The organism is Streptacidiphilus sp. MAP12-20 (assembly GCF_041262525.1).
Taxonomy (GTDB): domain Bacteria; phylum Actinomycetota; class Actinomycetes; order Streptomycetales; family Streptomycetaceae; genus Streptacidiphilus.
The window spans coordinates 21,791-43,903 of the sequence record NZ_JBGCCK010000006.1 but is presented as its reverse complement, the minus strand read 5'-3'; the positions used below and the strand labels follow the sequence as shown (position 1 = coordinate 43,903).

The 22,113-nt window shown below is 71.0% G+C and carries 13 protein-coding genes; 3 read left to right on the top strand and 10 right to left on the bottom strand.

Annotated elements, in window-relative coordinates; translation table 11 throughout:
• Positions 1 to 74: 74 nt before the first annotated feature.
• Positions 75 to 716 (top strand): spherulation-specific family 4 protein, encoded by a 642-nt coding sequence (locus ABIA32_RS09550; protein ID WP_370093554.1) that lies wholly within the window; start codon positions 75 to 77, stop codon positions 714 to 716.
• Positions 717 to 726: 10 nt separating this feature from the next.
• Here ABIA32_RS09550 and pyk read toward each other — a convergent pair whose 3' ends face one another.
• The 5 genes from pyk to ABIA32_RS09525 all read right to left on the bottom strand — a co-directional run bounded on the left by pyk (position 727) and on the right by ABIA32_RS09525 (position 8,415).
• Complete coding sequence (gene pyk, locus ABIA32_RS09545) at positions 727 to 2,151, bottom strand: pyruvate kinase (protein WP_370093553.1); 1,425 nt, start codon at positions 2,149 to 2,151, stop codon at positions 727 to 729.
• A gap of 63 nt (positions 2,152 to 2,214) precedes the next feature.
• The gene (locus ABIA32_RS09540) at positions 2,215 to 3,426 is read right to left on the bottom strand and encodes an acetate kinase (protein WP_370093552.1); all 1,212 of its coding nucleotides are present in this window, start codon (positions 3,424 to 3,426) and stop codon (positions 2,215 to 2,217) included.
• A complete protein-coding gene (pta, locus tag ABIA32_RS09535) occupies positions 3,423 to 5,573 on the bottom strand; it encodes a phosphate acetyltransferase (RefSeq protein ID WP_370093551.1) in 2,151 nt (716 codons plus the stop codon). Before pta ends, ABIA32_RS09540 begins: the two co-directional genes overlap by 4 nt.
• A 249-nt stretch (positions 5,574 to 5,822) precedes the next feature.
• Positions 5,823 to 6,797: a hypothetical protein gene (locus ABIA32_RS09530; RefSeq protein WP_370093550.1), complete on the bottom strand. Its 975-nt coding sequence runs from the start codon at positions 6,795 to 6,797 to the stop codon at positions 5,823 to 5,825.
• A gap of 124 nt (positions 6,798 to 6,921) precedes the next feature.
• On the bottom strand, positions 6,922 to 8,415 hold the full coding sequence (locus ABIA32_RS09525; RefSeq protein ID WP_370093549.1) for an APC family permease: 1,494 nt from the start codon (positions 8,413 to 8,415) through the stop codon (positions 6,922 to 6,924).
• Between the two features lie 381 nt (positions 8,416 to 8,796).
• On the opposite strand from ABIA32_RS09525, the gene ABIA32_RS09520 reads away from it, so the two are divergent.
• The gene (locus ABIA32_RS09520) at positions 8,797 to 9,405 is read left to right on the top strand and encodes a pyridoxamine 5'-phosphate oxidase family protein (RefSeq protein WP_370093547.1); all 609 of its coding nucleotides are present in this window, start codon (positions 8,797 to 8,799) and stop codon (positions 9,403 to 9,405) included.
• A gap of 108 nt (positions 9,406 to 9,513) precedes the next feature.
• Here the strand turns inward: ABIA32_RS09520 and aroA are convergent, their stop codons facing one another.
• The 5 genes from aroA to ABIA32_RS09495 all read right to left on the bottom strand — a co-directional run bounded on the left by aroA (position 9,514) and on the right by ABIA32_RS09495 (position 18,609).
• A complete protein-coding gene (aroA, locus tag ABIA32_RS09515; protein WP_370093545.1) occupies positions 9,514 to 10,752 on the bottom strand; it encodes a 3-phosphoshikimate 1-carboxyvinyltransferase in 1,239 nt (412 codons plus the stop codon).
• A 29-nt stretch (positions 10,753 to 10,781) separates the two neighbouring features.
• The gene (glgB, locus tag ABIA32_RS09510; protein WP_370093796.1) at positions 10,782 to 13,025 is read right to left on the bottom strand and encodes a 1,4-alpha-glucan branching enzyme; all 2,244 of its coding nucleotides are present in this window, start codon (positions 13,023 to 13,025) and stop codon (positions 10,782 to 10,784) included.
• 63 nt (positions 13,026 to 13,088) lie between these two features.
• Complete coding sequence (locus ABIA32_RS09505; RefSeq protein ID WP_370093544.1) at positions 13,089 to 14,669, bottom strand: maltokinase; 1,581 nt, start codon at positions 14,667 to 14,669, stop codon at positions 13,089 to 13,091.
• A gap of 143 nt (positions 14,670 to 14,812) precedes the next feature.
• Positions 14,813 to 16,624 carry a maltose alpha-D-glucosyltransferase gene (gene treS / locus ABIA32_RS09500; protein WP_370093543.1) on the bottom strand — a complete coding sequence of 604 codons (1,812 nt, stop codon included), beginning with the start codon at positions 16,622 to 16,624 and terminating at the stop codon, positions 14,813 to 14,815.
• On the bottom strand, positions 16,621 to 18,609 hold the full coding sequence (locus tag ABIA32_RS09495) for an alpha-1,4-glucan--maltose-1-phosphate maltosyltransferase (RefSeq protein WP_370093795.1): 1,989 nt from the start codon (positions 18,607 to 18,609) through the stop codon (positions 16,621 to 16,623). The genes treS and ABIA32_RS09495 overlap by 4 nt, the downstream gene beginning before the upstream one ends.
• Before the next feature lie 697 nt (positions 18,610 to 19,306).
• Between ABIA32_RS09495 and glgP the strand changes: the two genes are divergently transcribed.
• Complete coding sequence (glgP, locus tag ABIA32_RS09490) at positions 19,307 to 22,024, top strand: alpha-glucan family phosphorylase (protein ID WP_370093542.1); 2,718 nt, start codon at positions 19,307 to 19,309, stop codon at positions 22,022 to 22,024.
• Positions 22,025 to 22,113 lie beyond the last annotated feature (89 nt).

Here is a 22,113-nt window from a genome sequence, read left to right as displayed (position 1 = left end):
TTTCGGAGACCCTCCCTCGCGCCCCTCGGGGCGGGGGAGGGTTTCCTGCGTCCGGGCCGCTCGTTGGACCCGTCGTGAGCCACGCGATATCCCGCCTCCTCGTGCCCGCGTACTTCCACCCCGACGTCGAGCCCGCGTCCTGGGACGCGCTGCTGGACGCCGCGCCCGCGCTCGCCGCCGTCGTGATCAACCCCGACAGCGGCGTCGGCCCCACACCCGACGCGGCCTACGCCGCCGTCGCGGCGCGCCTGCAGGCCGCAGGCGCACGGGTGCTGGGCTACGTCGACACGGACTACGCCCGCCGCCCGCACCACGAGGTCGTCGCCGAGCTGGAGACCTACCGCGCCTGGTACGGCGTGGACGGCGTCTTCTTCGACCAGACCCCGGCTTCCTCCGACGCCCTGCCCCACTACTGTCGCCTGGTCGTCGCCGCCCGCTCCCTCGACGCTTGCTGGGTGGTGCTCAATCCGGGCTGTCGGCCCCACCCGGCCTACCTCGACCTCGCCGACCTCGTGGTCACCTTCGAGGGCGACTGGTCCACCTATCAGGGGCAGGGCCACTCTCCCGACGCGGGCTGCCACCTCGTCTACTCCGCCCCGCCCGGCGCCACCGCCCACGGCTATGCGACCCCCGGCGAACTGCCCAATCCCTGGGCTGTCCTGGGAACGCTGACGGCCCCCCGGCGCGAGGAGCGCCGAGGGGCCGTCAAGAGCTGAACCGCGGGCGTCAGTCGCCGGCGCCCAGGTGGTGGACGCGGACCATGTTGGTGGTGCCGACGATGCCGGGCGGGGAGCCGGCGGTGACGATGATGGTCTCGCCCTTGCCGTACTTGCCCTGGGCCAGGATGGCGGTGTCGACCTGCTCGACCATGGCGTCGGTGTTCTCCGCCTGCGGGAGGACGAAGGTCTCCACGCCCCAGCTGAGGGTGAGCTGGTTGCGGGTGGACATGTCCGGGGTGAAGGCGAGGACCGGGATGGGCGAGCGGTAGCGGGACAGGCGGCGGGCGGTGTCACCGGACTTGGTGAACGCCACCAGCGCCTTGGCGTTGAGGAAGTCGCCCAGCTCGCAGGCCGCACGGGCGATCGAACCGCCCTGGGTGCGGGGCTTGCGGCCCGGGTTCAGCGGCTGCAGGCCCTGCGAGAGCAGCTCCTGCTCGGCCGCCTCGACGATCCGCGACATGGTCTGCACGGTCTCGATCGGATACTTGCCGACCGAGGACTCCGCCGACAGCATGACCGCGTCCGCGCCGTCCAGGATCGCGTTGGCGACGTCGGACGCCTCGGCGCGGGTCGGGCGGGAGGCCGTGATCATCGACTCCATCATCTGGGTGGCCACGATGACCGGCTTCGCGTTCCGGCGGCAGAGGGTGACCAGGCGCTTCTGCACCAGCGGCACCCGCTCCAGCGGATATTCGACGGCCAGGTCGCCACGGGCGACCATGACCGCGTCGAAGGCCATGACGATCTCTTCCATGGCGTCGACGGCCTGCGGCTTCTCGATCTTGGCGATGACCGGGACGCGGCGCCCGACCTCGTCCATGACCTTGTGCACGTCCTCGATGTCGGCGGCGTTCCGCACGAAGGAGAGGGCGACCATGTCGACGCCCATCGCCAGCGAGAAGCGCAGGTCGTCCTTGTCCTTCTCGGAGAGCGCGGGGACGTTGACGGCCGTACCGGGCAGGTTGATGCCCTTGTTGTTGGAGAGCACACCGCCCTCGACGACGCGGGTCACCACGCGGGGGCCGTCGACGCTGACGACCTCCAGGGCGACGACGCCGTCGTTGATGAGGACCGGGTCGCCCGGCTTCACATCGCCCGGCAGACCCTTGTAGGTCGTGCCGCAGATGTGCTGGTCACCGGGGACGTCCTCGGTGGTGATGGTGAAGGTGTCGCCGTTCTCGACGGTGACCGGACCGTTGGCGAAGGTGGCCAGACGGATCTTGGGCCCCTGCAGGTCGGCGAGGACACCCACGGCGCGGCCGGCGGCGTCGGCGGCCGCGCGGACATTGGCGTAACGCTGCTCGTGTTCGGCGTGGGTGCCGTGGCTCATATTAAGACGGGCGACGTTCATGCCGGCTTCGATCAGCGATTTCAGCTGTTCGAATCCGTCCGTCGCGGGACCCAGGGTACAAACGATCTTGGCTCGGCGCATATGGCTCATCTTATCGGCTCACCTTTCGAGCGCATTCCGCGCATTCCGCGCTATTCGTGCAAATCAGCCCGCGGTCCGACGCACCACGGCGAAGGTCTGCTGAGCGATTTCCAGTTCTTCGTCCGTGGGCACCACCGCGACGGCGACGCGGGAGGAGTCCGCGGAGATCAGCCGCGGCGTACTGCCGCGCACCGCGTTGCGCACCGAGTCCAGCTCGATGCCCAGGGCTTCCAGGCCCGTCAGCGCGGCCTCCCGGACCGCCGCCGAGTTCTCGCCCACCCCGGCGGTGAACGCGATGGCGTCCACGCGGCCCAGTACCGCGTAGTAGGCGCCGACGTATTTCCGCAGCCGGTGGATGTAGATGTCGAAGGCCAGTCGCGCCTCCGCGTCGCCCTCGCCCATCCGGCGGCCGATTTCGCGCATGTCGTTGTCGCCGCAGAGCCCGATCAGGCCGCTGCGGCGATTGAGCAGCGTGTCGATCTCGTCGACGCTCATTCCGCCGACCCGGTGCAGGTGCAGCAGGATCGCCGGGTCCAGATCGCCCGAGCGGGTGCCCATGACCAGGCCCTCCAACGGGGTCAGGCCCATGGAGGTGTCCACGCAGCGGCCGCCCGCGACGGCGGAGGCGCTGGCGCCGTTGCCCAGGTGCAGCACGATCACGTTGACCGCCTCGGGCGACTTGCCGAGCAGCTCGGCGGTGCGCCGCGAGACGTACTGGTGGGACGTGCCGTGGAAGCCGTAACGGCGCACCTGGTGCGCGTCGGCGGTCGCCTTGTCGATGGCGTAGCGGGCGGCGAACTCCGGCATGGTCGCGTGGAACGCGGTGTCGAAGACGGCCACCTGGGGGAGGTCGGGACGCAGCTTGCGGGCGACCTCGATGCCGGTGATGTTGGCCGGGTTGTGCAGCGGCGCGAGCGGGATCAGCTCGCGCAGGCCGTCGACGACCTCGTCCGTCAGCAGCGTCGGCTCGGTGAAGCGGGTGCCGCCGTGGACGGCGCGGTGGCCGATCGCGGCGAGCTGGTGCGAGTCCAGGCCCATGCCGTCGGCGGCCAGCTGGTCGGCGACCGCGCCGAGGGCGGCGCCGTGGTCGGGGAAGGGCTCGTAGCGGTCGCGTTCGGGGCCGCGGCCGGGCTCGTGCTTGATCCGGCCCTGGCTCTCGCCGATCCGCTCGACCAGTCCCGAGGCCAGGCGGGCGCCGTCGGCCATGTCGATGAGCTGGTACTTCACCGACGAGGAGCCGGAGTTGAGCACCAGGACCCGGGTCGCCTCGCTCACTGGGCCGTCTCCTTCTGCTGCTGGGCCGCCTGAGCTGCCTGGGCGGCGGCCTGTTGGGCCTGGATGGCGGTGATGGCCACGGTGTTCACGATGTCCTGTACCAGCGCGCCGCGCGACAGGTCGTTCACCGGCTTGCGCAGCCCCTGCAGCACGGGGCCGACGGCCACGGCCCCGGCCGAGCGCTGGACCGCTTTGTAGGTGTTGTTGCCGGTGTTCAGGTCCGGGAAGATCAGCACCGTCGCCTGGCCGGCCACCTCGGAGTTCGGCAGCTTGGTCGCCGCGACGGAGGGCTCGACGGCCGCGTCGTACTGGATCGGGCCCTCGACCAGCAGGTCCGGGCGCAGCTCGCGGACCAGCTCGGTGGCCTTGCGGACCTTGTCCACGTCCACGCCGCTGCCGGAGGTGCCGGTCGAGTAGGAGAGCAGCGCGATACGCGGCGTGACGCCGAAGCGGGCGGCGGTCTCGGCCGACTGGATGGCGATGTCGGCCAGCTGCTCGGCGTCCGGGTCCGGGTTGACCGCGCAGTCGCCGTAGACGAGCACCCGGTCGGCCAGGCACATGAAGAAGACCGAGGAGACGATCTTCGCGTCCGGGGAGGTCTTGATGACCTCGAACGCGGGCCGGATCGTCGCGGCGGTGGAGTGCACCGCGCCGCTGACCATGCCGTCGGCGAGGCCCTCCTGGACCATCAGAGTGCCGAAGTAGGAGACGTCGGTGACCACGTCGGCGGCCAGCTCGACGGTCATGCCCTTGTGCTTGCGGAACTCGGCGTAGACCTCGGAGAAGCGGTCGCGCAGCGGGGAGCTGACCGGGTCGATGATCCGCGCCTGGGCTCGGCCCTCGGCGGGCTCGGCGTCGAAGGAAATGTTCAGGCCCAGCTCGGCGACCTTGCGGCGGACCGCGTCCTCGCTGCCGAGCAGCGTCAGGTGGCAGACGTTCCGGCGCAGTAGCACCTCCGCCGCGCGCAGCACCCGCTCCTCCGCGCCCTCGGGCAGCACGATCTCCCTCAGGGCGGCGCCCCGGGCGCGCTCCAGCAGCTCGTGCTCGAACATCATCGGGGTCACCCGCTCGGACCGGCTCAGTTCGATCCGGTCGGTCAACTCGGCGGAGTCGACGTGCAGTTCGAACAGGCCAAGGGCGGTCTCCGCCTTACGCGGGCTCGCGGCGGTGAGCCGGCCCTCCAGCGTGGAGAGGTCCATGGCCGTCGGGTAGCTGCCCTCGTGCACGGAGAGCACGGGCGTGCCGGGGGCGAGCCTGGCGGCCAGGTTCATCACGTTGGCGCCGGGGGTCTCGCCCAGCGTCATCAGCACCCCGGAGATCGGCGGCGCGCCGGCCGCGTGCGCGGCGAGCGCACCGATCAGCAGGTCGGCGCGGTCGCCGGGGGTGATCACCAGGCAGCCGTCGGAGAGCGCGTTGAGGAAGTTCGGCAGCATGGCGCCGCCGAAGACGAACCTCCGCACGTCGCGGGCGAGGCCCGCGGCGTCGCCGAGCAGCACCTCGGCGTGGGTCGCTTCGACCACCTGGGTGACGGTGGGCGCGGAGAGCGCGGGATCGTCGGGTATCACGTAGCAGGGCACGTCGGGTTTGCTCGCGAGCCGCCGGGCGACGGTCTGTTTGTCGCTCCCCGCGACCCGGTTGGCGATCATCGCGAGGACGCTGCAGCCGAGGTCGGTGTAGGAGCGGTGGGCGTTGCGGACCTCGTTGACGACGGTGTCCGCGCTCTCGCGGTGCCCGCCGACGACGGCGAGCACCCCGGCGCCGAACTCGTTCGCGAGGCGCGCGTTGAGCGCGAGCTCGTCGGGGATGTTGGTGGCGGCGTAGTCGGTGCCGAGAACGAGCACGGCCTCGCAGTCGCGCTCGACCGCGCGGAAGCGGTCCACGAGGAGACTGACGAGCTCGTCCTGGCCCCGCTCGGCCTGCAGCGCGGCGGCCTCGTCGTAGCTCAGCCCGTATGTGGCCTCCGGCGGGAGCTCGATCCGGTAGCGCCCGCGCAGCAGTTCGACGACGTGGTCGGTGGGCGGGTGGAGCAGCGGCCGGAAGATGCCGACGCGGTCGACGTGCCGGGTGAGCAGCTCCATGACACCCAGTTCGACGGCCTGCCGACCGTCTCCTCTGCCGATCCCGGTCACGTAGACACTGCGGGCCACCGAGGCACTCCGTTCGAGTCACTGATTGAAGGTTCGAGCGGCTTCGAGACTACCTTCGCATTTCGGACAGCGTCGCGCCCGGGTGACAACTGGTGACGAAGGTCCCGCGGACCTCAGGGGCGCGGGGAACTGCGCGACAAGCCACTGAGGTGGTGTGTCCCCGAACGTGCAGGGCCATCCGCTCGTCAGTGGTTGTTCGGGCAGTTCCCCGCGCCCCTGGATAGTGCAACCGCGCCGTGTGTCGAAGGTTCACCCGCCGAGCTGGGCTCGCCAGTGCTGGAAGAGCGCCATCGGGTCGCCGCAGTAGACCCAGGGGACCCGCGCCGGGCGGTCGCCCAGTTGGACGAAGATCTCTTTGGCCTCGGTCAGCAGGCCGGCGAAGACCAGGCCGTGCAGCAGGAGGTTGAGGTCCGCGACGTCCTGCGCGTACTCGATGCCTGAGCGGTGGCCGATCCACTGCCGCATCGTCGTGCCCAGCGCCTGCACCGCCACCTCGTGTGTCCAGTGGTACGTCAGCCCCACCGCCGTCTCGCCCTCCGCCTGCGTCCGCTGGCGAAAGTGCTCCGCGCGAGCGGCCTGCGTCAGCGCGGCGAGCGGCGAGCCGGGAGGGGCGAAGGCCGCGCTGTCGCGGGCGAAGTTGTACATCTCGCCGTGGCTGCCGTGCCAGCGCGCGGACAGGTGTCGGAGCACCTGGTGGTGGCCCTCGCGGTTGAACTGGTCACGGGCCTGGAGCTCGCGCCACCAGTGCCAGACATGGGGATGACCCTGGCCGTAGAGGCGGGCCAGGGTCATCAGTGACACCCACGGAACCGGGTCGGCCGGGTGCCGTTCGGACGCCTGTAGGCAGATCCGGGCGACGCGGTCCAACTCGCGGCGGTCGAGGGCGTCCTGCGTCGGCGGCGGGGTCCCGTTCTGGTTGTTCGACTCGGCGACGGCGGAGAAGACCCGCTGCACCTCCGTCTCGGCGCGCAGGACCAGCGCGTCGGGGTTGTTGGGCTCGGCCATCTGCCAGGTCTCGACGGTGCGTGCGGAGGCCGCCGTGTCCGCGAGCAGACGCATCCGGTGCGTGCGACGGTCCCAGTCGCGGCCGGTGTCGCGCAGCAGATCGCGCGCGCCCTGCCAGCGGCCCACGATCAGGTCCTGCCGTGCCGTGGCGAGCTCGCGGTCGCCGTAGGTCGGGTCGAACTGCGGTGCGGTCGTGCGACGACGTGATGGTCTGGCCATGGCGGAGGCCCCCCTGGGCTCGGCTGGGCTGTGCTCGGACGGGGTGGAGGCGGAACGCCGACAACCGGCAGTCGGGTGACTGCCGGTCGTCGTGCTCATTGAATTGTTGAGCGTAGTGCGGGAGTTACAGATCGGTGGCCATACCGCCGCCGCTGCCGCTGGTGGTCTTCGCCAGGGCCGATCCGCCGAACTCGGCGTCGACGGCCTGCGCGAGGGCCGCGTCCAGGCGAGCCGGCGGGTTGGTGTAGAACTCGCTGCCCTTGATCCAGTAGATCGCCAGCGGGATGATCCCGAGCGCCAGCGCGCCCAGTCCGATGAGCAGCACCTTCGTGTCCAGGCTCTTGCAGTTCTCGACGAACAGGAAGGCCATGAACAGCGCGCCCGCGCCCGGCCAGAGGCCGACGAAGATCGCGTTGGACACCGACTTGAAGACGACCTTGCGGTAGGCGACCACGACGGCGATGCCCGCCAGCGCGTAGTACACGCAGATCTGCAGACCGATCGCGAGCACCGCGTCCTGCAGGATGGTGTTGACCGAGCCGATCTGGCTGGAGGCCAGGAACAGGCCGAGCGAGATGGCGACGATGACGCCGATCGCGACGTACGGCGTCTGCCACTTCGGGTGGGTGCGACCGAAGGCGGCGGGGAGAGTCTTGTCGCGGCCCATGGCGAAGAGCGAGCGGCTGATCTGGATCAGCGTGGTCTCGAGCGTGGCGATGGTGGAGAGCACCACGGCCAGCACCATGATCTTGCCGCCCGCGCCGGGCATGATGATCTCGCCGAGGTCGCTCAGGAAGGTGCCGCCGCTGATCTGCTTGTCCGTCACGTTCATGTTGAGCGCGATGGTGAAGACCTCGAAGATCGCGAAGACCACGGCCACGCCGAGCAGGCCGCCGAGGCCGGAGTTCCGCTTGGAGTCGGTGGTCTCCTCGCTCAGGTTGGCGGTGACGTCCCAGCCCCAGAAGTAGAAGCCGGCGACCAGGGCCGAGGTGGCGAAGCCGGCGACGCCGCCGAAGTGGCCGAAGCCCCACAGGTAGGAGAGGTGGAAGCTGACGCCGGGGCGGTGGTGGAACAGCGCCAGGATGCCGAAGACCGCGAGGATCGCGATCTCGATACCCGTCATGATCCACTGCGCGTGCGCGGTGATCCTCGCGCCCAGCAGCACCAGCAGCGCCATCACCAGGAAGACGAAGGCGCCGACGCCGATCGCGGCCCAGGTGTTGGCGGCCAGGCTGTCGGAGAAGAGCGAGAGCGTGTACTGCCCGGCAGGCAGCGAGCCGGCGACCATGAAGATCAGGGCGGAGACCACGAGCGACCAGCCGGCCGCGAAACCGAGCGACGGGTGCAGCGCCCGACCGACCCAGGAGTAGCTGGCCCCGGCGTTGACGTCGAGACGTCCGAGATAGTTGAACGCCCAGGCGATGCCGAGCATCGGTATCGCACACCACAGCAGCGCGGCCGGGCTGAACAGGCCGGCGGCCGCGATCAGCGCGGCGGAACTCGCGGCGAGCGAGTATGCCGGAGCGCTGCCGGCGATGGCCATCACAATGGTGTCGAAGGTGCCGAGGACGTTGGCCTTGAGGCCGCCTCTTGTCTCGGCCGGGGTGTAGTCGCTCAAGGGGGAGACCTCTCCTCCGCGAGCCGAGGGGGCGTGGGGGGCAGGACCTCGGATCACGGTGCGTGGGAACGGCGGTGCGGTGCGGCGCGCGCGGGGGGAACGTGGACCGCACTCAAGCAGGTGGGATCGCAAGCTGGGCAACAGTCATGTGTCGCATGTGTTTCCGGAGGCGGGATCGCCGCTCGGACACCCCTGGTGCCAGTGCGTGCCACATGGTGCCGTTTGGCGCATGGGGCTGGCAATGCTTTGGCGGATTTCGTTTATGTTGCTTCCAGAATTGCGGATTCAGTGGCATGATCGCCGAATCGGAACGAATATCGTTGTGTATGGAAGTGGAACATGACTGAACTCGTGGTTACGGAACGGACTCGCCACCGTCGGATGCGCGAAAACGCAAGCATCAGCCGGGCGGATCTGGACGCGGTACTGGCGGCAGGGTTCATCTGCCACCTGGGCGTCGTGGTCGATGGCACGCCGATGGTCGTGCCGACGGTCTACGGCGCGACGGCGGACACGCTCTACTTCCACGGCTCGGTCGCGAGCCGCAGCCTGAGCCAGGATCCGGCGGCGGAGGTGTGCGTGACGGTCACTCACGTGGACGGGCTGGTGCTGGCCCGCTCGGTCTTCGAGCACGGCGTGAACTACCGCTGCGCGATGATCTACGGCGTGCCGGAGGTCCTGACGGACGAGGAGAAGCTCGAAGGCTTGCGCGTGCTGTCGGAGCAGTCCGCGCCGGGCCAGTGGGGGTACGCGCGCAAGCCCAACCGCAAAGAGCTGGCCGCGACGGCGCTGTTGGCTCTCCGCCTGGACGAGACCTCCGTCAAGATCTCGTCCGGCCCGCCGGAGGACGGCGACGGGCCGGACGGCGAGCTGGGGCTGTGGGCTGGCAACGTCCCGATGCGGGTGGTCTACGACGCGCCGGTCCCGGCGCCGGACCTGGCGCCTGGGATTGGGATGCCTACTCACATTGGAGCACTTGCATCCACCTGAGGGGCGCGAGGAACTGCGCGACAAGCCACTGAGGTGGTGGGTCCCCGATCGCGCAGGGCCATCCGCTCGTCAGTGGTTACTCGCGCAGTTCCTCGCGCCCCTGCCGAGCTACAGGCCCCAGTTCGTCTTGAGGTTCGCGAGGGCTTCGTGGAATGCCGGGAAGGTCTTCTTCACGCAGCCCGGGTCGTCCAGGGTGATCCCCGCCGCCCGCAGACCCGTGACGCTGAACGACATGGCGATCCGGTGATCGCCGTGGCAGGCGATCTCGACCGGGCCGGTCGGCTGCGCGGGGTGGATCTCGATCCAGTCGCGGCCCGTCGTCACCGGGACGCCCAGCGCGGCGAGGCTCTGCTCGCACGCCGCCAGGCGGTCGCACTCCTTGATGCGGGTGTTGTAGACGTCCTCGACGCGGACCGGGCCGTCCGCGAAGGGGGCGATCGCCGCCAGCGTGGGGACGGTGTCGGAGATGTCGCGCATGTTCACGGTGATCCCGCGCAGGCGGCCCGTGCCGGTGACGGTCGTGGCCTCCGGGGTGATCGAGACGTCCGCGCCCATCGCGCCGAGCACCTCGGCGAAGCGGAGGTCGCCCTGGAGGGAGTCGCTGCCCAGGCCGGGAACGGTGACCGTGTTGCCGGTCAGGGCCGCCGCCGCGAAGACGTAGCTGGCCGTCGAGGCGTCCGGCTCGATCAGGTAGTCCACCGCGCGGTACGGCACGGGCGGGACGACGAAGGTGTCGCCCTCGCGGTGGGCCGGGTTGCCGAAGCGGTTCATCATCGCGAGCGTGATCTCGACGTACGGGACCGAGACCAGGTCGGTGACCGTGATCCGCAGGCCCTCCTGCGTCAGCGGGCCGGTCAGCAGCAGTGCGGTGAGGAACTGCGAGGAGAGCCCCGCGTCCAGGGTGATCGCGCCGCCCTTGATGCCGGCGGCCTCGATCCGCAGCGGGTGGTGGCCCTCCTGGTCCTCGTGGACGAGGTCCACGCCCAGCTCGCGCAGCGCCTGCGTCAGCGGGCCGAGCGGGCGGCGTCGCATCTGCGCGGAGGCGTCGAAGCGGAAGCTGCCGTGGCCGGCCGCGGCCAGCGCGGGCAGGAAGCGGGCGGTGGTCGCGCCGTCGCGGCAGAAGACGTCCGCCGAGGCGACGCCCGGACCGGCCGGGCGGCCCTCGATGGTCCAGGCCCCCGGTTGCCGGTCGACCGCGTAGCCAAGGCTGATCAGTCCCTCGGCGAAGCCCTCGGAGTCGTCCGAGAGCAGCGGTTGCCGCAGCGTGGTGACGCCTTCGGCGGCCGCCGCGAGGAAGAGCGCGCGGGCGGTGATCGACTTGGAACCGGGGATCTGGACGACCGTCATGCTGGCGAGGATACGGGCTCGGCCAGGGCCTACGCCGGGCTCAACCAGATGGTGGAAAGCGGCGGCAGCACCAGCTCGGCGCTGGTGTCCCGGCCGTTCCACGGCACCGGCTCGGCCTTGACCGGATCCGGGTTGCCGACGCCGCCGCCGCCGTAGACGAGAGTGTCGGTGTTGAGGATCTCCAGCCAGCGCGCGTCGCGGACGTCCGCCCGGACCGTCGGCAGTCCGACCCGGTAGTCGTGCCGGACCACCGGCGACAGGTTGCTGACGCAGACCATCGGACGGCCCTGGCGGTCGAAGCGGATGAAGGAGAAGACGTTGTCCTCCGCCGCGCCGCCGTCCAGCCAGGCGAAGCCGGCCGGAGCGGAGTCCTGCTGCCACAGCGCCGGGGTGTCGAGGTAGAGCCGGTTCAGATCGCGGACCAGGTCACGGACGCCCGCGTGCTCGGCGTGCGCGGGCCAGCCCTCGTCCAGCACCCACCACTGCGGGCCGCTCTCGTGGTCCCACTCCGCGCCCTGGGCGAACTCCTGGCCCATGAACAGCAGCTGCTTGCCCGGATGGGCCCACATGAAGCCGAGGTAGGCGCGCTCGTTGGCGCGCTGCTGCCACCAGTCGCCGGGCATCTTGCTGACCAGCGAGCGCTTGCCGTGCACGACCTCGTCGTGGGAGATCGGCAGCACGTAGTTCTCGCTGTACGCGTAGACCATCGAGAAGGTCATCTCGTTGTGGTGGTACTTGCGGTGCACCGGCTCGTGGCTCATGTAGACGAGCGAGTCGTGCATCCAGCCCATGTTCCACTTCAGTCCGAAGCCCAGACCGCCGTGGTCAGTGGGCGCGGTGACGCCGGTCCAGGCGGTGGACTCCTCGGCGATGGTCACGATGCCGGGGCAGCGCCGGTAGACGGTCGCGTTCATCTCCTGGAGGAACCGGACGGCGTCCCAGTTCTCGCGCCCGCCGTGCTCGTTGGGCGTCCAGTCGCCGTGCTCACGCGAGTAGTCCAGGTACAGCATCGAGGCGACCGCGTCCACACGCAGCCCGTCGACGTGGAACTCCTCGCCCCAGAAGACCGCGTTGGCGACCAGGAAGTTGCGCACCTCGGTGCGGCCGTAGTCGAACTCCAGCGTGCCCCAGTCCGGGTGCTCGGCGCGGCGCGGGTCCGCCGGTTCGTAGAGCGGCTCGCCGTCGAAGCGGGCCAGGCCGAAGTCGTCCTTGGGGAAGTGCGCGGGCACCCAGTCCACGATCACGCCGAGCCCGGCCTGGTGCAGCGCGTCCACCAGGAAGCGGAAGTCGTCGGGGGAGCCGAGCCGGGAGGTCGGCGCGTAGAAGCCCGTGACCTGGTAGCCCCAGGAGCCGCCGAAGGGGTGCTCCATCACCGGCATCAACTCGACGTGGGTGAAGCCGAGGTCGCGGACGTAGGCCGGCAGCTCCTCCGCAAGCTCCCGGTACGTCAGGCCGGGCCGCCACGACGCCAGATGCACCTCGTAGATGCTGAGCGGCGCCTCGTGGTGCGGGAGCCGGCCGCGCGAGGCCATCCACTCGGCGTCGTTCCAGCGGTAGTGGGAGGCGTGCACGACGGACGCGGTGGCCGGCGGGATCTCGGTCGCGCGGGCCAGCGGGTCGGCCTTCTGCACCATCCGGCCGTCGCGGGTGGCGATCTCGTACTTGTAGCGGGTGCCCTCGCTGATGCCGGGCACGAACAGCTCCCACACGCCGCTCGCGCCGAGCGAGCGCATCGGATGCGCCGCGCCGTTCCAGCCGTTGAAGTCCCCGACCAGCCGGACGCCCGACGCGTTCGGAGCCCAGAGCGCGAACGAGGTGCCGACCGTGCCCTGGACCACGCACGGGTGCGAGCCGAGCGCCTGCCACAGCTGCTCGTGCCGCCCCTCGCCGATCAGGTGCAGGTCGGTCTCGCCGAGTGTGGGCAGGAAGCGGTAGCCGTCCTCCTGCTCGTACACCGTGCCGGCGTAGGTCACCTGGAGCAGGTAGCCCTCGGTGACCGAGCCTTTGGGCAGCAGGCCGGTGAAGAGTCCGTCCTGCTGGTGGGTCAGCTCGTGGCGGGTCACCCCCGTGTCCACGACCACCCGTTCGGCCAGCGGCCGTAGCACGCGGACCGCGGTGCCGTCCACCGTGTCATGGGCTCCCAGCAGTCCGTGCGGATCGTGATGCCAGCCGCCGACCAGGCGCTCCACCTCCCCGGGCGCGAGCGGGGCCTCCGGCGTGCGCGGGGACGCGTCCGCGAGCTCGGGCTCCTGGGCGCCGGTGGGCTCGGCCAGGGCCGGGCCCGGGCCGGAGGTCGGGGCGAGAAAGGTGTCGGGTACGTCGAACGTGGTCACGATCTATGCCTCCCGTGGGGTCGTGGGTGCCGCGGGCTGGGGTGCTGCGGACAGGGGTGCCACGTATGGGGGTGTCGTCGCCGTGAGCGGTGTCAGCGGTGACGGCGGCGTCGCGGCGAGGCGGGCGCAGGCGGCGAGCGGGATGCCGACCCAGTCCGGACGGTGACGGGCCTCGTAGACCACCTCGTAGACCGCCTTGTCGGTCTCGAAGGCGCGCAGCAGCACCGGGTCCAGCGTCGGGTCCGGTGCGCCGGTCGCCGCGTAGCCGGCGCAGAAGGCCTCGCGGTTGCGGGCCGCCCAGGCGGCGGTGGTGGCCGGGTCGGCGAGGCGGGCGTGTGCGGCGGCGTAGTCGAAGGAGCGAAGCATCGCCGCCACGTCGCGGACGGCGGGCTGCGGGCGGCGGCGTTCCTCCAGTGACTTGGCCGGCTCGCCCTCGAAGTCGAGCAGCACCCAGCCCCTGGCGCTGCGCATGACCTGGCCCAGGTGCAGGTCCCCGTGGACCCGTTGGGCCCGCAGCCGCAGCCCGGTCCGCGCGGAGCCGGCGAGGTCGCGGAAGATCTGCCGCAGCGCCGCCCGGTGCTGCCCGAGCGCGGGGACGGCGAGGCAGGCGGCGTCCAGGCGCAGTGCCATCTGCTCGGCCATGGCCTCGATCTCGCCGCGCCGCAGCACCGAGACCGGCAGGCTGCGGGCGAGCGCGAGGTGGACGTCGGCGGTGGCCCGGCCGAGGAGAAACGACTCTGCGGCGAAGTTGCCGACCCGGGAGGGGTCGGCGTCCAGCAGGTGGATCTGACGCAGGGCCAGCTCCCAGCCGTCCTCGGCGTCACGCAGGAAGTGCTGCAGCATGCCGAGGGTGGCCGGGGCCTGGTCGGGGAGGTCCGGCAGCTCGGCCTCGAACCAGGCGAGCGGGGCCGGGATCCGGCTGCTGCCGGCCCGGCCGAGGGCCAGCGAGAGCTCCAGATCCGGGTTGAGCCCTGGGCTGACCCGCCGGAACAGCTTGAGGATGGCGGCCTCGGCCGGGCTGCCGCCGTCGTAGATGATCGAGGTGTTGCTCTGCTCGGCCGTGCCGACCCGGCCGGCGGCGGAGGCGGGCACGCGTTCGCCGAGCGCTCCGAAGCGCAGCGGACCGAGCCGCTGCGGGGAGCTGAGCAGTGCGAGCAGCCGACGTGTCAGTGCCGGGTCGTAGGCTGCGTCGTAGGTGACCAGGCCGTCGTGCGGCCCGCTGGTGATCCGGCCGATCACCGCGTCCTTGCTGCGCAGGCCGGGCAGCCCGTCGGGGTGGGCCCCGAGCAGCAGCTGGTAGATGTCGCTGGTGGGCGCGCCGCCGCTGGAGTTGCGCTGGTCCACGCGGAGCAGTAGGTGCAGCAGCGTGCCGGTGGCGCGGGCCAGCCCGGTCGGACCGGGCAGCGGGGTGACGGTCACCGGCGTGATCGCCGCGATGGGGTGGCCCTTGCCGGCGAACCAGCGCTGGCGCGGCAGCCAGTCGCGCAGCAGCGGCAGGGTGGCGTCGACGAGCGGGCGGTAACCGGCCGCTGTGGTGGGTGGGACCGGCGTGGTGACGGCACGCGGGCGGGAGGTGTCGGACATTTCTCCCTTTCCCCGGAAAGGCCGGTGCGACCGGCGACCAGGGTGGGTGGTCGCCGGTTGAACCATTTTTCCGGAATGTGAGGGCGTGACATCGTCGGCACGCCCGTCGGAGGACGTCGTTGCGCAGGACGGGGGACGGAGCGTCAGTCGACCGAGCGCGGCTCGGACTGGTGTGCGGTCGGCTGTGCGGACTGGCGTGCGGACGGGCGTGCGGACTGGCGTGCGGACGGCGGCACGGAGCCGGCGGTCGGGGCGGCCGCGTCGCCGGGGCGCAGCCGGAACCAGTAGAAGCCGTGCCCGCCCAGCGTCAGCAGATACGGCAGTTGGCCGATCGCGGGGAAGCGGACCCCGCCGATCAGCTCGACCGGGTGCATGCCCTCGAACTCGCGCAGGTCCAGCTCGGTCGGCTGGGCGAAGCGGGAGAAGTTGTTGACGCACATGACGAGGTCGTCGCCGAGCTCGCGCAGGTAGGCGAGGACGGCCGGGTTGCTGGACGGCAGCTCCGCGTAGGAGCCGAGACCGAAGGCCGGGTTGAGCTTCCGGATCTCGATCATCCGTCGGGTCCAGTGCAGCAGCGAGCTGGGGTTGGCCATCTGGGCCTCGACGTTGGTCACCTGGTAGCCGTAGACCGGGTCCATGATGGTCGGCAGGTTGAGCCGGCCGGGGTCGGCGGCGGAGAAGCCGGCGTTGCGGTCCGGCGTCCACTGCATCGGCGTGCGGACGCCGTCGCGGTCGCCGAGCCAGATGTTGTCGCCCATGCCGATCTCGTCGCCGTAGTAGAGCACCGGCGAGCCGGGCAGGGAGAGCAGCAGCGCGGTGAAGAGCTCGATCTGGTTGCTGTCGTTGTCGAGCAGCGGGGCCAGCCGCCGACGGATGCCGACATTGGCGCGCATCCGCGGTTCCTTGGCGTACTCCGCGTACATGTAGTCGCGTTCCTCGTCGGTGACCATTTCCAGGGTCAGCTCGTCGTGGTTGCGCAGGAAGATGCCCCACTGGCAGCCGGAGGGGATGGCCGGGGTCTTCGCCAGGATCTCGGAGACGGGGTAGCGGGACTCGCGGCGCACGGACATGAAGATCCGCGGCATCACCGGGAAGTGGAAGGCCATGTGGCACTCGTCGCCCCCGGCCGAGAAGTCGCCGAAGTAGTCGACCACGTCCTCGGGCCACTGGTTGGCCTCGGCCAGCAACACGGTGTCCGGGTACTCGCGGTCGATCTCGGCGCGCACCCGCTTGAGGAACTCGTGCGTGGCGGGGAGGTTCTCGCAGTTGGTCCCCTCCTCGGCGTAGAGGTAGGGCACCGCGTCCAGCCGGAAGCCGTCGACGCCCAGGTCCAGCCAGAACCGCAGCGCTGCCAGCATCTCCTCCTGGACCCGGGGATTCTCGTAGTTGAGGTCGGGTTGGTGGGAGAAGAAGCGGTGCCAGTAGTACTGCTTGCGGATCGGGTCGTAGGTCCAGTTGGAGACCTCGGTGTCGATGAAGATGATCCGCGCGTCCTGGTACTGCTTGTCGTTCTCGGCCCACATGTAGTAGTCCCCGTACGGCCCCTCGGGGTCGGTGCGGGATGCCTGGAACCACGGGTGCTGGTCACTGGTGTGGTTCATGACGACGTCGATGATCACGCGCATGCCGCGCTGGTGGGCGGCGTCGACGAACTCGACGAAGTCGGCCAGGTCGCCGAACTCGGGCAGCACGGCGGTGTAGTCGGCGACGTCGTAGCCGCCGTCGCGCAGCGGCGAGGCGAAGAAGGGCGGCAGCCAGAGGCAGTCCACGCCCAGCCACTGGAGGTAGTCGAGCTTGCTGGTGAGGCCCTTGAGGTCGCCGATCCCGTCGCCGTTGCTGTCCTGGAAGCTGCGCACCAGGACCTCGTAGAAGACGGCACGCTTGAACCACTCCGGGTCGCGATCGCGCTGTGGAGTGTCGGCGAAGGTGTCGGGGACAGGTTCGTTGACGATCACGTGGCGGCCCTCCGGACCGTGAAGAGGTGGGCCGGCGTGGTGTGGGGGTCCAGCCGGACGTAGTTGTGGCGTCCCCACGGGTAGACGGCGCCGGTCAGCTCGTCGTGGACCTCGTACGCGCCGTTGCCGTCGCTGTCGCCGGCGGCGTTGCCGTCGTCGCCGGGGAGCCAGTCCGCGTCGAGGGTGACGGTGCCCGCGTGTGGGTGGTGCGGGTCGAGGTTCACCACAGTGAGCACGGTGTCCTCGCCGCGGGTCTTGCTGTAGGCGAGGAGCTGGTCGTTGTCGGTGGGGTGGAACCGCAGGTTGCGGAGCTCCTGCAGGGCGGGGTGTTCGCGGCGCAGCCGGTTCAGGGTGGTCAGCAGCGGCGCGAGGCTGTCCTTGCGCGACCAGTCGCGCGGACGGAGCTGGTACTTCTCCGAGTCGAGGTACTCCTCCGAGCCCGGGTGGGCTGGGGCGTTCTCGTAGAGCTCGAAGCCGGCGTAGACGCCCCAGCTCGGGGCGAGCGTGGCGGCCAGCACCGCGCGGATCGCGAACGCGGCCCGGCCGCCCTGCTGCAGGTAGGCATGCAGGATGTCCGGGGTGTTGGTGAAGAAGTTGGGCCGCATGTAGGCGGCGGAGTCGCCGGAGAGCTCGGTCAGGTACTCCGTCAGCTCCTGCTTGCCGTTACGCCAGGTGAAGTAGGTGTAGGACTGGTGGAAGCCGACCTTGGCCAGGGTGTGCATCATCGCCGGACGGGTGAACGCCTCGGCCAGGAAGAGCACGTCGGGGTCGGTGCGGGCGATCTCGCCGAGCACCTTCTCCCAGAAGACGACCGGCTTGGTGTGCGGGTTGTCGACGCGGAAGATGCGCACCCCGTGCGACATCCAGTGCCGCAGCAGCCGGACGGTCTCGGCCACGATGCCGTCGAAGTCCTGGTCGAAGTTGACGGGGTAGATGTCCTGGTACTTCTTGGGCGGGTTCTCCGCGTAGGCGATGGTGCCGTCCGCGCGGGCGGTGAACCACTCCGGGTGCTTCTCGACCCACGGGTGGTCGGGGGAGCACTGCAGCGCGAAGTCCAGTGCCACCTCCAGGCCCAGCTCGGCGGCGCGGGCGGTGAAGGCGTCGAAGTCCTCCAGGGTGCCGAGGTCCGGGTGGACCGCCTCGTGGCCGCCCTCGGGAGAGCCGATCGCCCACGGCGAGCCGACGTCGTCCGGGCCCGCCTCCAGCGTGTTGTTCGGCCCCTTGCGGAAGGCTCGGCCGATGGGGTGAACGGGCGGCAGGTAGACCACGTCGAAGCCCATCCCGGCGATGGCCGGAAGCCGCTCCGCCGCAGTGCGCAGCGTGCCCGTGACGGGCTTGCGGCGCCGCTCCGGATCCACCACGGCTCCCTCGGAGCGCGGGAAGAACTCGTACCAGGAGCCGAACAGCGCCCGCGGCCGGTCCACCTGGAGCGGCTGCGGCCGCGACGCGGAGACCAGCTCGCGCAGCGGGTGCCGGGCCAGGGCGGCGGCCAGCGCGGGCGTCAGCGCCGCCTCCAGGCGGGCGAGCGGCGGCTGCTCGGCGTCGCGCAGGGCCTCGGCGGCGGCCAGCACATGGGCCTTGCCGTCCTTCTTGGTCACTCCGGCGGCCGCGCGGTCCAGCAGCAGCGCGCCCTCCTCCAGCACCAGGCCGACGTCCATGCCGGCCGGGATCTTGATCCGGGCGGCGTGCTCCCAGGTCGCGACCGGGTCGGCCCAGGCCTCGACGGCGTAGGTCCAGCGCCCCGGCGCGGTGGCCACGATGTCCGCGCCCCAGCGGTCAGTGCCCGGTGCGAGCTCCCGCATCGGCGTCCACGGCCCGCTGCGGCCGCGCGGATCGCGCAGCACGACGTTGGCTCCGATCAGGTCATGACCCTCGCGGAAAAGGGTCGCGCTGACCTCGAAGACCTCCCCGACGACGGACTTGGCCGGACGTCGTCCGCAGTCCACCGAGGGGCTGACATCCAGTACGGGAATTCGGCCGATCATCTGGGGCTGGTCGTCCTTTCGTGCGGTCTCACGCATCGACGCTCCTGGCGGGGGCAAGGGCGGGGCAGGGCGGCAGGCGGGGGTGAAGCGGGTGGGGCGGGGTGGGCCGTCAACGGCGCAGGCGAGCCGTCAACGGCACAACTGGCAAAGACGGGGCAAAAGGGGTGCCAATGCCCGGACTTCGGTGACGCGGAGTGAGATATGACGCGGAGTGAGGTGTGACGCACGGTGATGAGCTGCGCGGATGCCCGACAGTCAGGCTGAGAGGGAGGACCCAGAGAGCCTTCCCCCGCCTTCCCGTCCGGCAACCTGCCGTCGGTCGAACGCCGTCGTGTTGACAACGATCGCGCGCGACTGGTGGACACGCAGAAGCGGGCCCTCCGCATCAGCGTTCCGCTGGTCGCCACGTCCGTTCCGACCTGCTTCGATCCTCGCACCGAACGGAAGTGCTACGCGCTGGTAAGCACTCATTTCGGCCAAGGATCAAGGCAGTTCGTAGCACTCGGGTGGACAGCCGTGTGACGGCGTTGTGAATTCCTACGATCGCGCGCCCCCCTGCCCCGGCGTGCGCCCGCGCGCGCCGTACCCCCGGAAGAGTGAAGCCTGACGCCGCCGATCGCACCAATGCGCCGAACGGCGGTCAGTGCGCCCCAGAGCGGCTACGCAGCCGAGCTGCCGCGCGGCTATCTTCGCTTGGGTGAAGGCAATCCGACGTTTCACGGTCCGCACCGTCCTGCCCGAACCCCTCCAGGCCCTCGGTGAGTTGGCACTCAACCTACGCTGGTCCTGGCACCACGAGACGCGCGAGCTGTTCCGCTCCGTCGATCCCGAGGTGTGGGAGGCCACCGGTTGCGACCCGGTGCGCCTACTGGGCGCCGTTTCCGGCCAGCGACTCTCCGCCCTGGCCGCCGACAGACGCTTCCTGCGCCGCCTGCACGACGCCGAGGAGGACCTGCGCGACTACTTGGCCGGACCGCGCTGGTACCAGCAGCAGCGCGGCCGCGAGCTGCCGACAGCCATCGCCTACTTCTCGCCCGAGTTCGGCATCACCGCGGCGCTCCCGCAGTACTCCGGCGGCCTCGGCATCCTGGCCGGCGACCACCTCAAGGCCGCCAGCGACCTCGGTGTCCCCATCATCGGCGTCGGGCTGCTCTACCGCCACGGCTACTTCCGCCAGTCCCTCTCCCGCGACGGCTGGCAGCAGGAGCGCTACCCGCTGCTCGACCCGAACGAACTGGCCGTCAGCCTGCTGCGCGAGCCCGACGGCAGCCCGAGCACCGTCGTCCTCGCCCTGCCGGGCGGGCGGCAGCTGCACGCGCAGATCTGGAAGGCCCAGGTCGGCCGGGTGCCGCTGCTGATGCTCGACTCCGACATCGAGGAGAACGACGCGCGGGCGCGCGACGTGACCGACCGCCTCTACGGCGGCGGCAGCGAGCACCGGCTGCTCCAGGAGATGCTGCTCGGCATCGGCGGCGTGCGTGCGGTGCGCACCTTCTGCCGGCTCACCGGCCACGCCGAGCCCGAGGTCTTCCACACGAACGAGGGACACGCAGGCTTCCTCGGCGTCGAGCGCATCCGCGAACTCACCCGTCCGGCGGAAGCGGGCGGCGCCGGGCTCGACTTCGACGCCGCGCTGGAGGCGGTGCGGGCCGGCACGCTCTTCACCACGCACACCCCGGTCCCGGCCGGGATCGACCGCTTCGACCGGCAGATCGTGCACCGGCACTTCGCGGCTGACGGCCCGTCGAGCGCGGCCGGGCCGGTCGGCGCAGGCGCCCGCGGCGTGGGTGAGCCGCTCGGCGGCGTGCCGGTGGACCGGGTGCTCGCGCTCGGCGCGGAGACCTGGACCGGTGGCGACCCCGCCCTGTTCAACATGGCCGCGATGGGACTGCGCCTCGCCCAGCGCGCCAACGGCGTGAGCCTGCTGCACGGCCAGGTCAGCCGAGGCATGTTCAGCGGCCTCTGGCCGGGCTTCGACGCCGCCGAGGTGCCGATCACCTCGATCACCAACGGCGTCCACGCGCCGACCTGGATCGACCCCGAGGTCGTCCGGCTGGCCGCGCGCGAGCTCGGCACCGAGCGGATCGACGACGCGATGGTGCTGGGGGAGTCCCGCCGCTGGGACGGTATCGACGCCATCGCCGACGGGGAGATCTGGGAGCTGCGCCGCCGGCTGCGCGCCCAGCTCGTGGACGAGGCACGCGCCCGCGTGCGCGCCTCCTGGCGTCAGCGCGGCGCGGGCAACGCCGAGCTGGGCTGGACGGGGGCGGTACTGGACCCGGACGTGCTGACCATCGGCTTCGCCCGGCGCGTCCCCTCGTACAAGCGGCTCACCCTGATGCTGCGTGACCAGGAGCGGCTGCGCGGCCTGTTGCTGCACCCGACCCGGCCGATCCAGATCGTCGTCGCAGGCAAGGCCCACCCGGCGGACGACGGCGGCAAGGCGCTGATCCAGAAGCTGGTCGCCTTCGCGGACGACCCCGCGGTGCGCCACCGGATCGTCTTCCTGCCCGACTACGACATGGACATGGCCGCCAAGCTCTACCCCGGCTGCGACGTCTGGCTGAACAACCCGCTGCGCCCGCTGGAAGCCTGTGGCACCAGCGGCATGAAGGCGGCGCTCAACGGCGCACTCAACCTCTCCGTGCTGGACGGCTGGTGGGACGAGTGGTTCGACGGCGGCAACGGCTGGGCGATCCCGACCGCGGACGGCGAGCCCGACGAGGACCGGCGTGACGAGATCGAGTCGGCCGCCCTCTACGACCTGATCGAGCACCAGGTCGCGCCGCGCTACTACGACCGCGACGGGCAGGGCCTGCCCCGTCGGTGGATCCAGATGGTCCGCCACACGCTGGTCACCCTCGGCCCGAAGGTGCTGGCCGGACGCATGGTCAGGGAGTACGTCGAGCGCCTGTACGCCCCGGCGGCGGAGGCGCAGCGCGCACTCGCCGCGCCCGATTCGACCCCGGGCAGCGCGACGACGTACGCGGGAGCGCGGGAGCTGGCCGCCTGGAAGGGCCGGATCCGCGCGCGCTGGGCGCAGGTCAGGGTCGAACACGTCGAGGCGGCGGGTGGCGCGGACGCGCCGGAGCTGGGCAGCACGCTGACGCTCCGGGTCCAGGTGCAGCTCGACGGTCTCGACCCGTCGGATGTGGACGTCCAGGTCGTCTCCGGGCGAGTGGACGACGCGGACGTGATCACGGACGTGGCGACGGTCTCGCTGAAGCCGTCCGACCGCGCCGACGTGGACGGCCGCTGGCGCTACGAGGGCCCGCTGGAGCTGAGCCGGACGGGGCCGTTCGGCTACACGGTCCGGATCCTGCCGAGCCACCGCTTGCTGGCGACGGAGTCGGAGCTGGGTCTGGTCGCCGTCCCGGCGGAGGCGACAGGGTTCAGCGACGGCGTGCTGCGCTAGCGGTTACTGGGCGCAGGTCGTAGGCGGCGGGTGCGGGCAGCGGGACAATTCCGGTGCCGGCGCCCGCCGCTGTCAGTAGGGTCGGGCGT

Coding starts and splice junctions, on each gene's coding strand:
- pyk (WP_370093553.1), bottom strand. CDS start 2,151: ATGCGCCGAGCCAAGATCGTTTGTACCCTGGGTCCCGCGACGGACGGA.
- ABIA32_RS09530 (WP_370093550.1), bottom strand. CDS start 6,797: ATGGCCAGACCATCACGTCGTCGCACGACCGCACCGCAGTTCGACCCG.
- ABIA32_RS09520 (WP_370093547.1), top strand. CDS start 8,797: ATGCGCGAAAACGCAAGCATCAGCCGGGCGGATCTGGACGCGGTACTG.
- aroA (WP_370093545.1), bottom strand. CDS start 10,752: ATGACGGTCGTCCAGATCCCCGGTTCCAAGTCGATCACCGCCCGCGCG.
- ABIA32_RS09505 (WP_370093544.1), bottom strand. CDS start 14,669: ATGTCCGACACCTCCCGCCCGCGTGCCGTCACCACGCCGGTCCCACCC.
- ABIA32_RS09495 (WP_370093795.1), bottom strand. CDS start 18,609: ATGATCGGCCGAATTCCCGTACTGGATGTCAGCCCCTCGGTGGACTGC.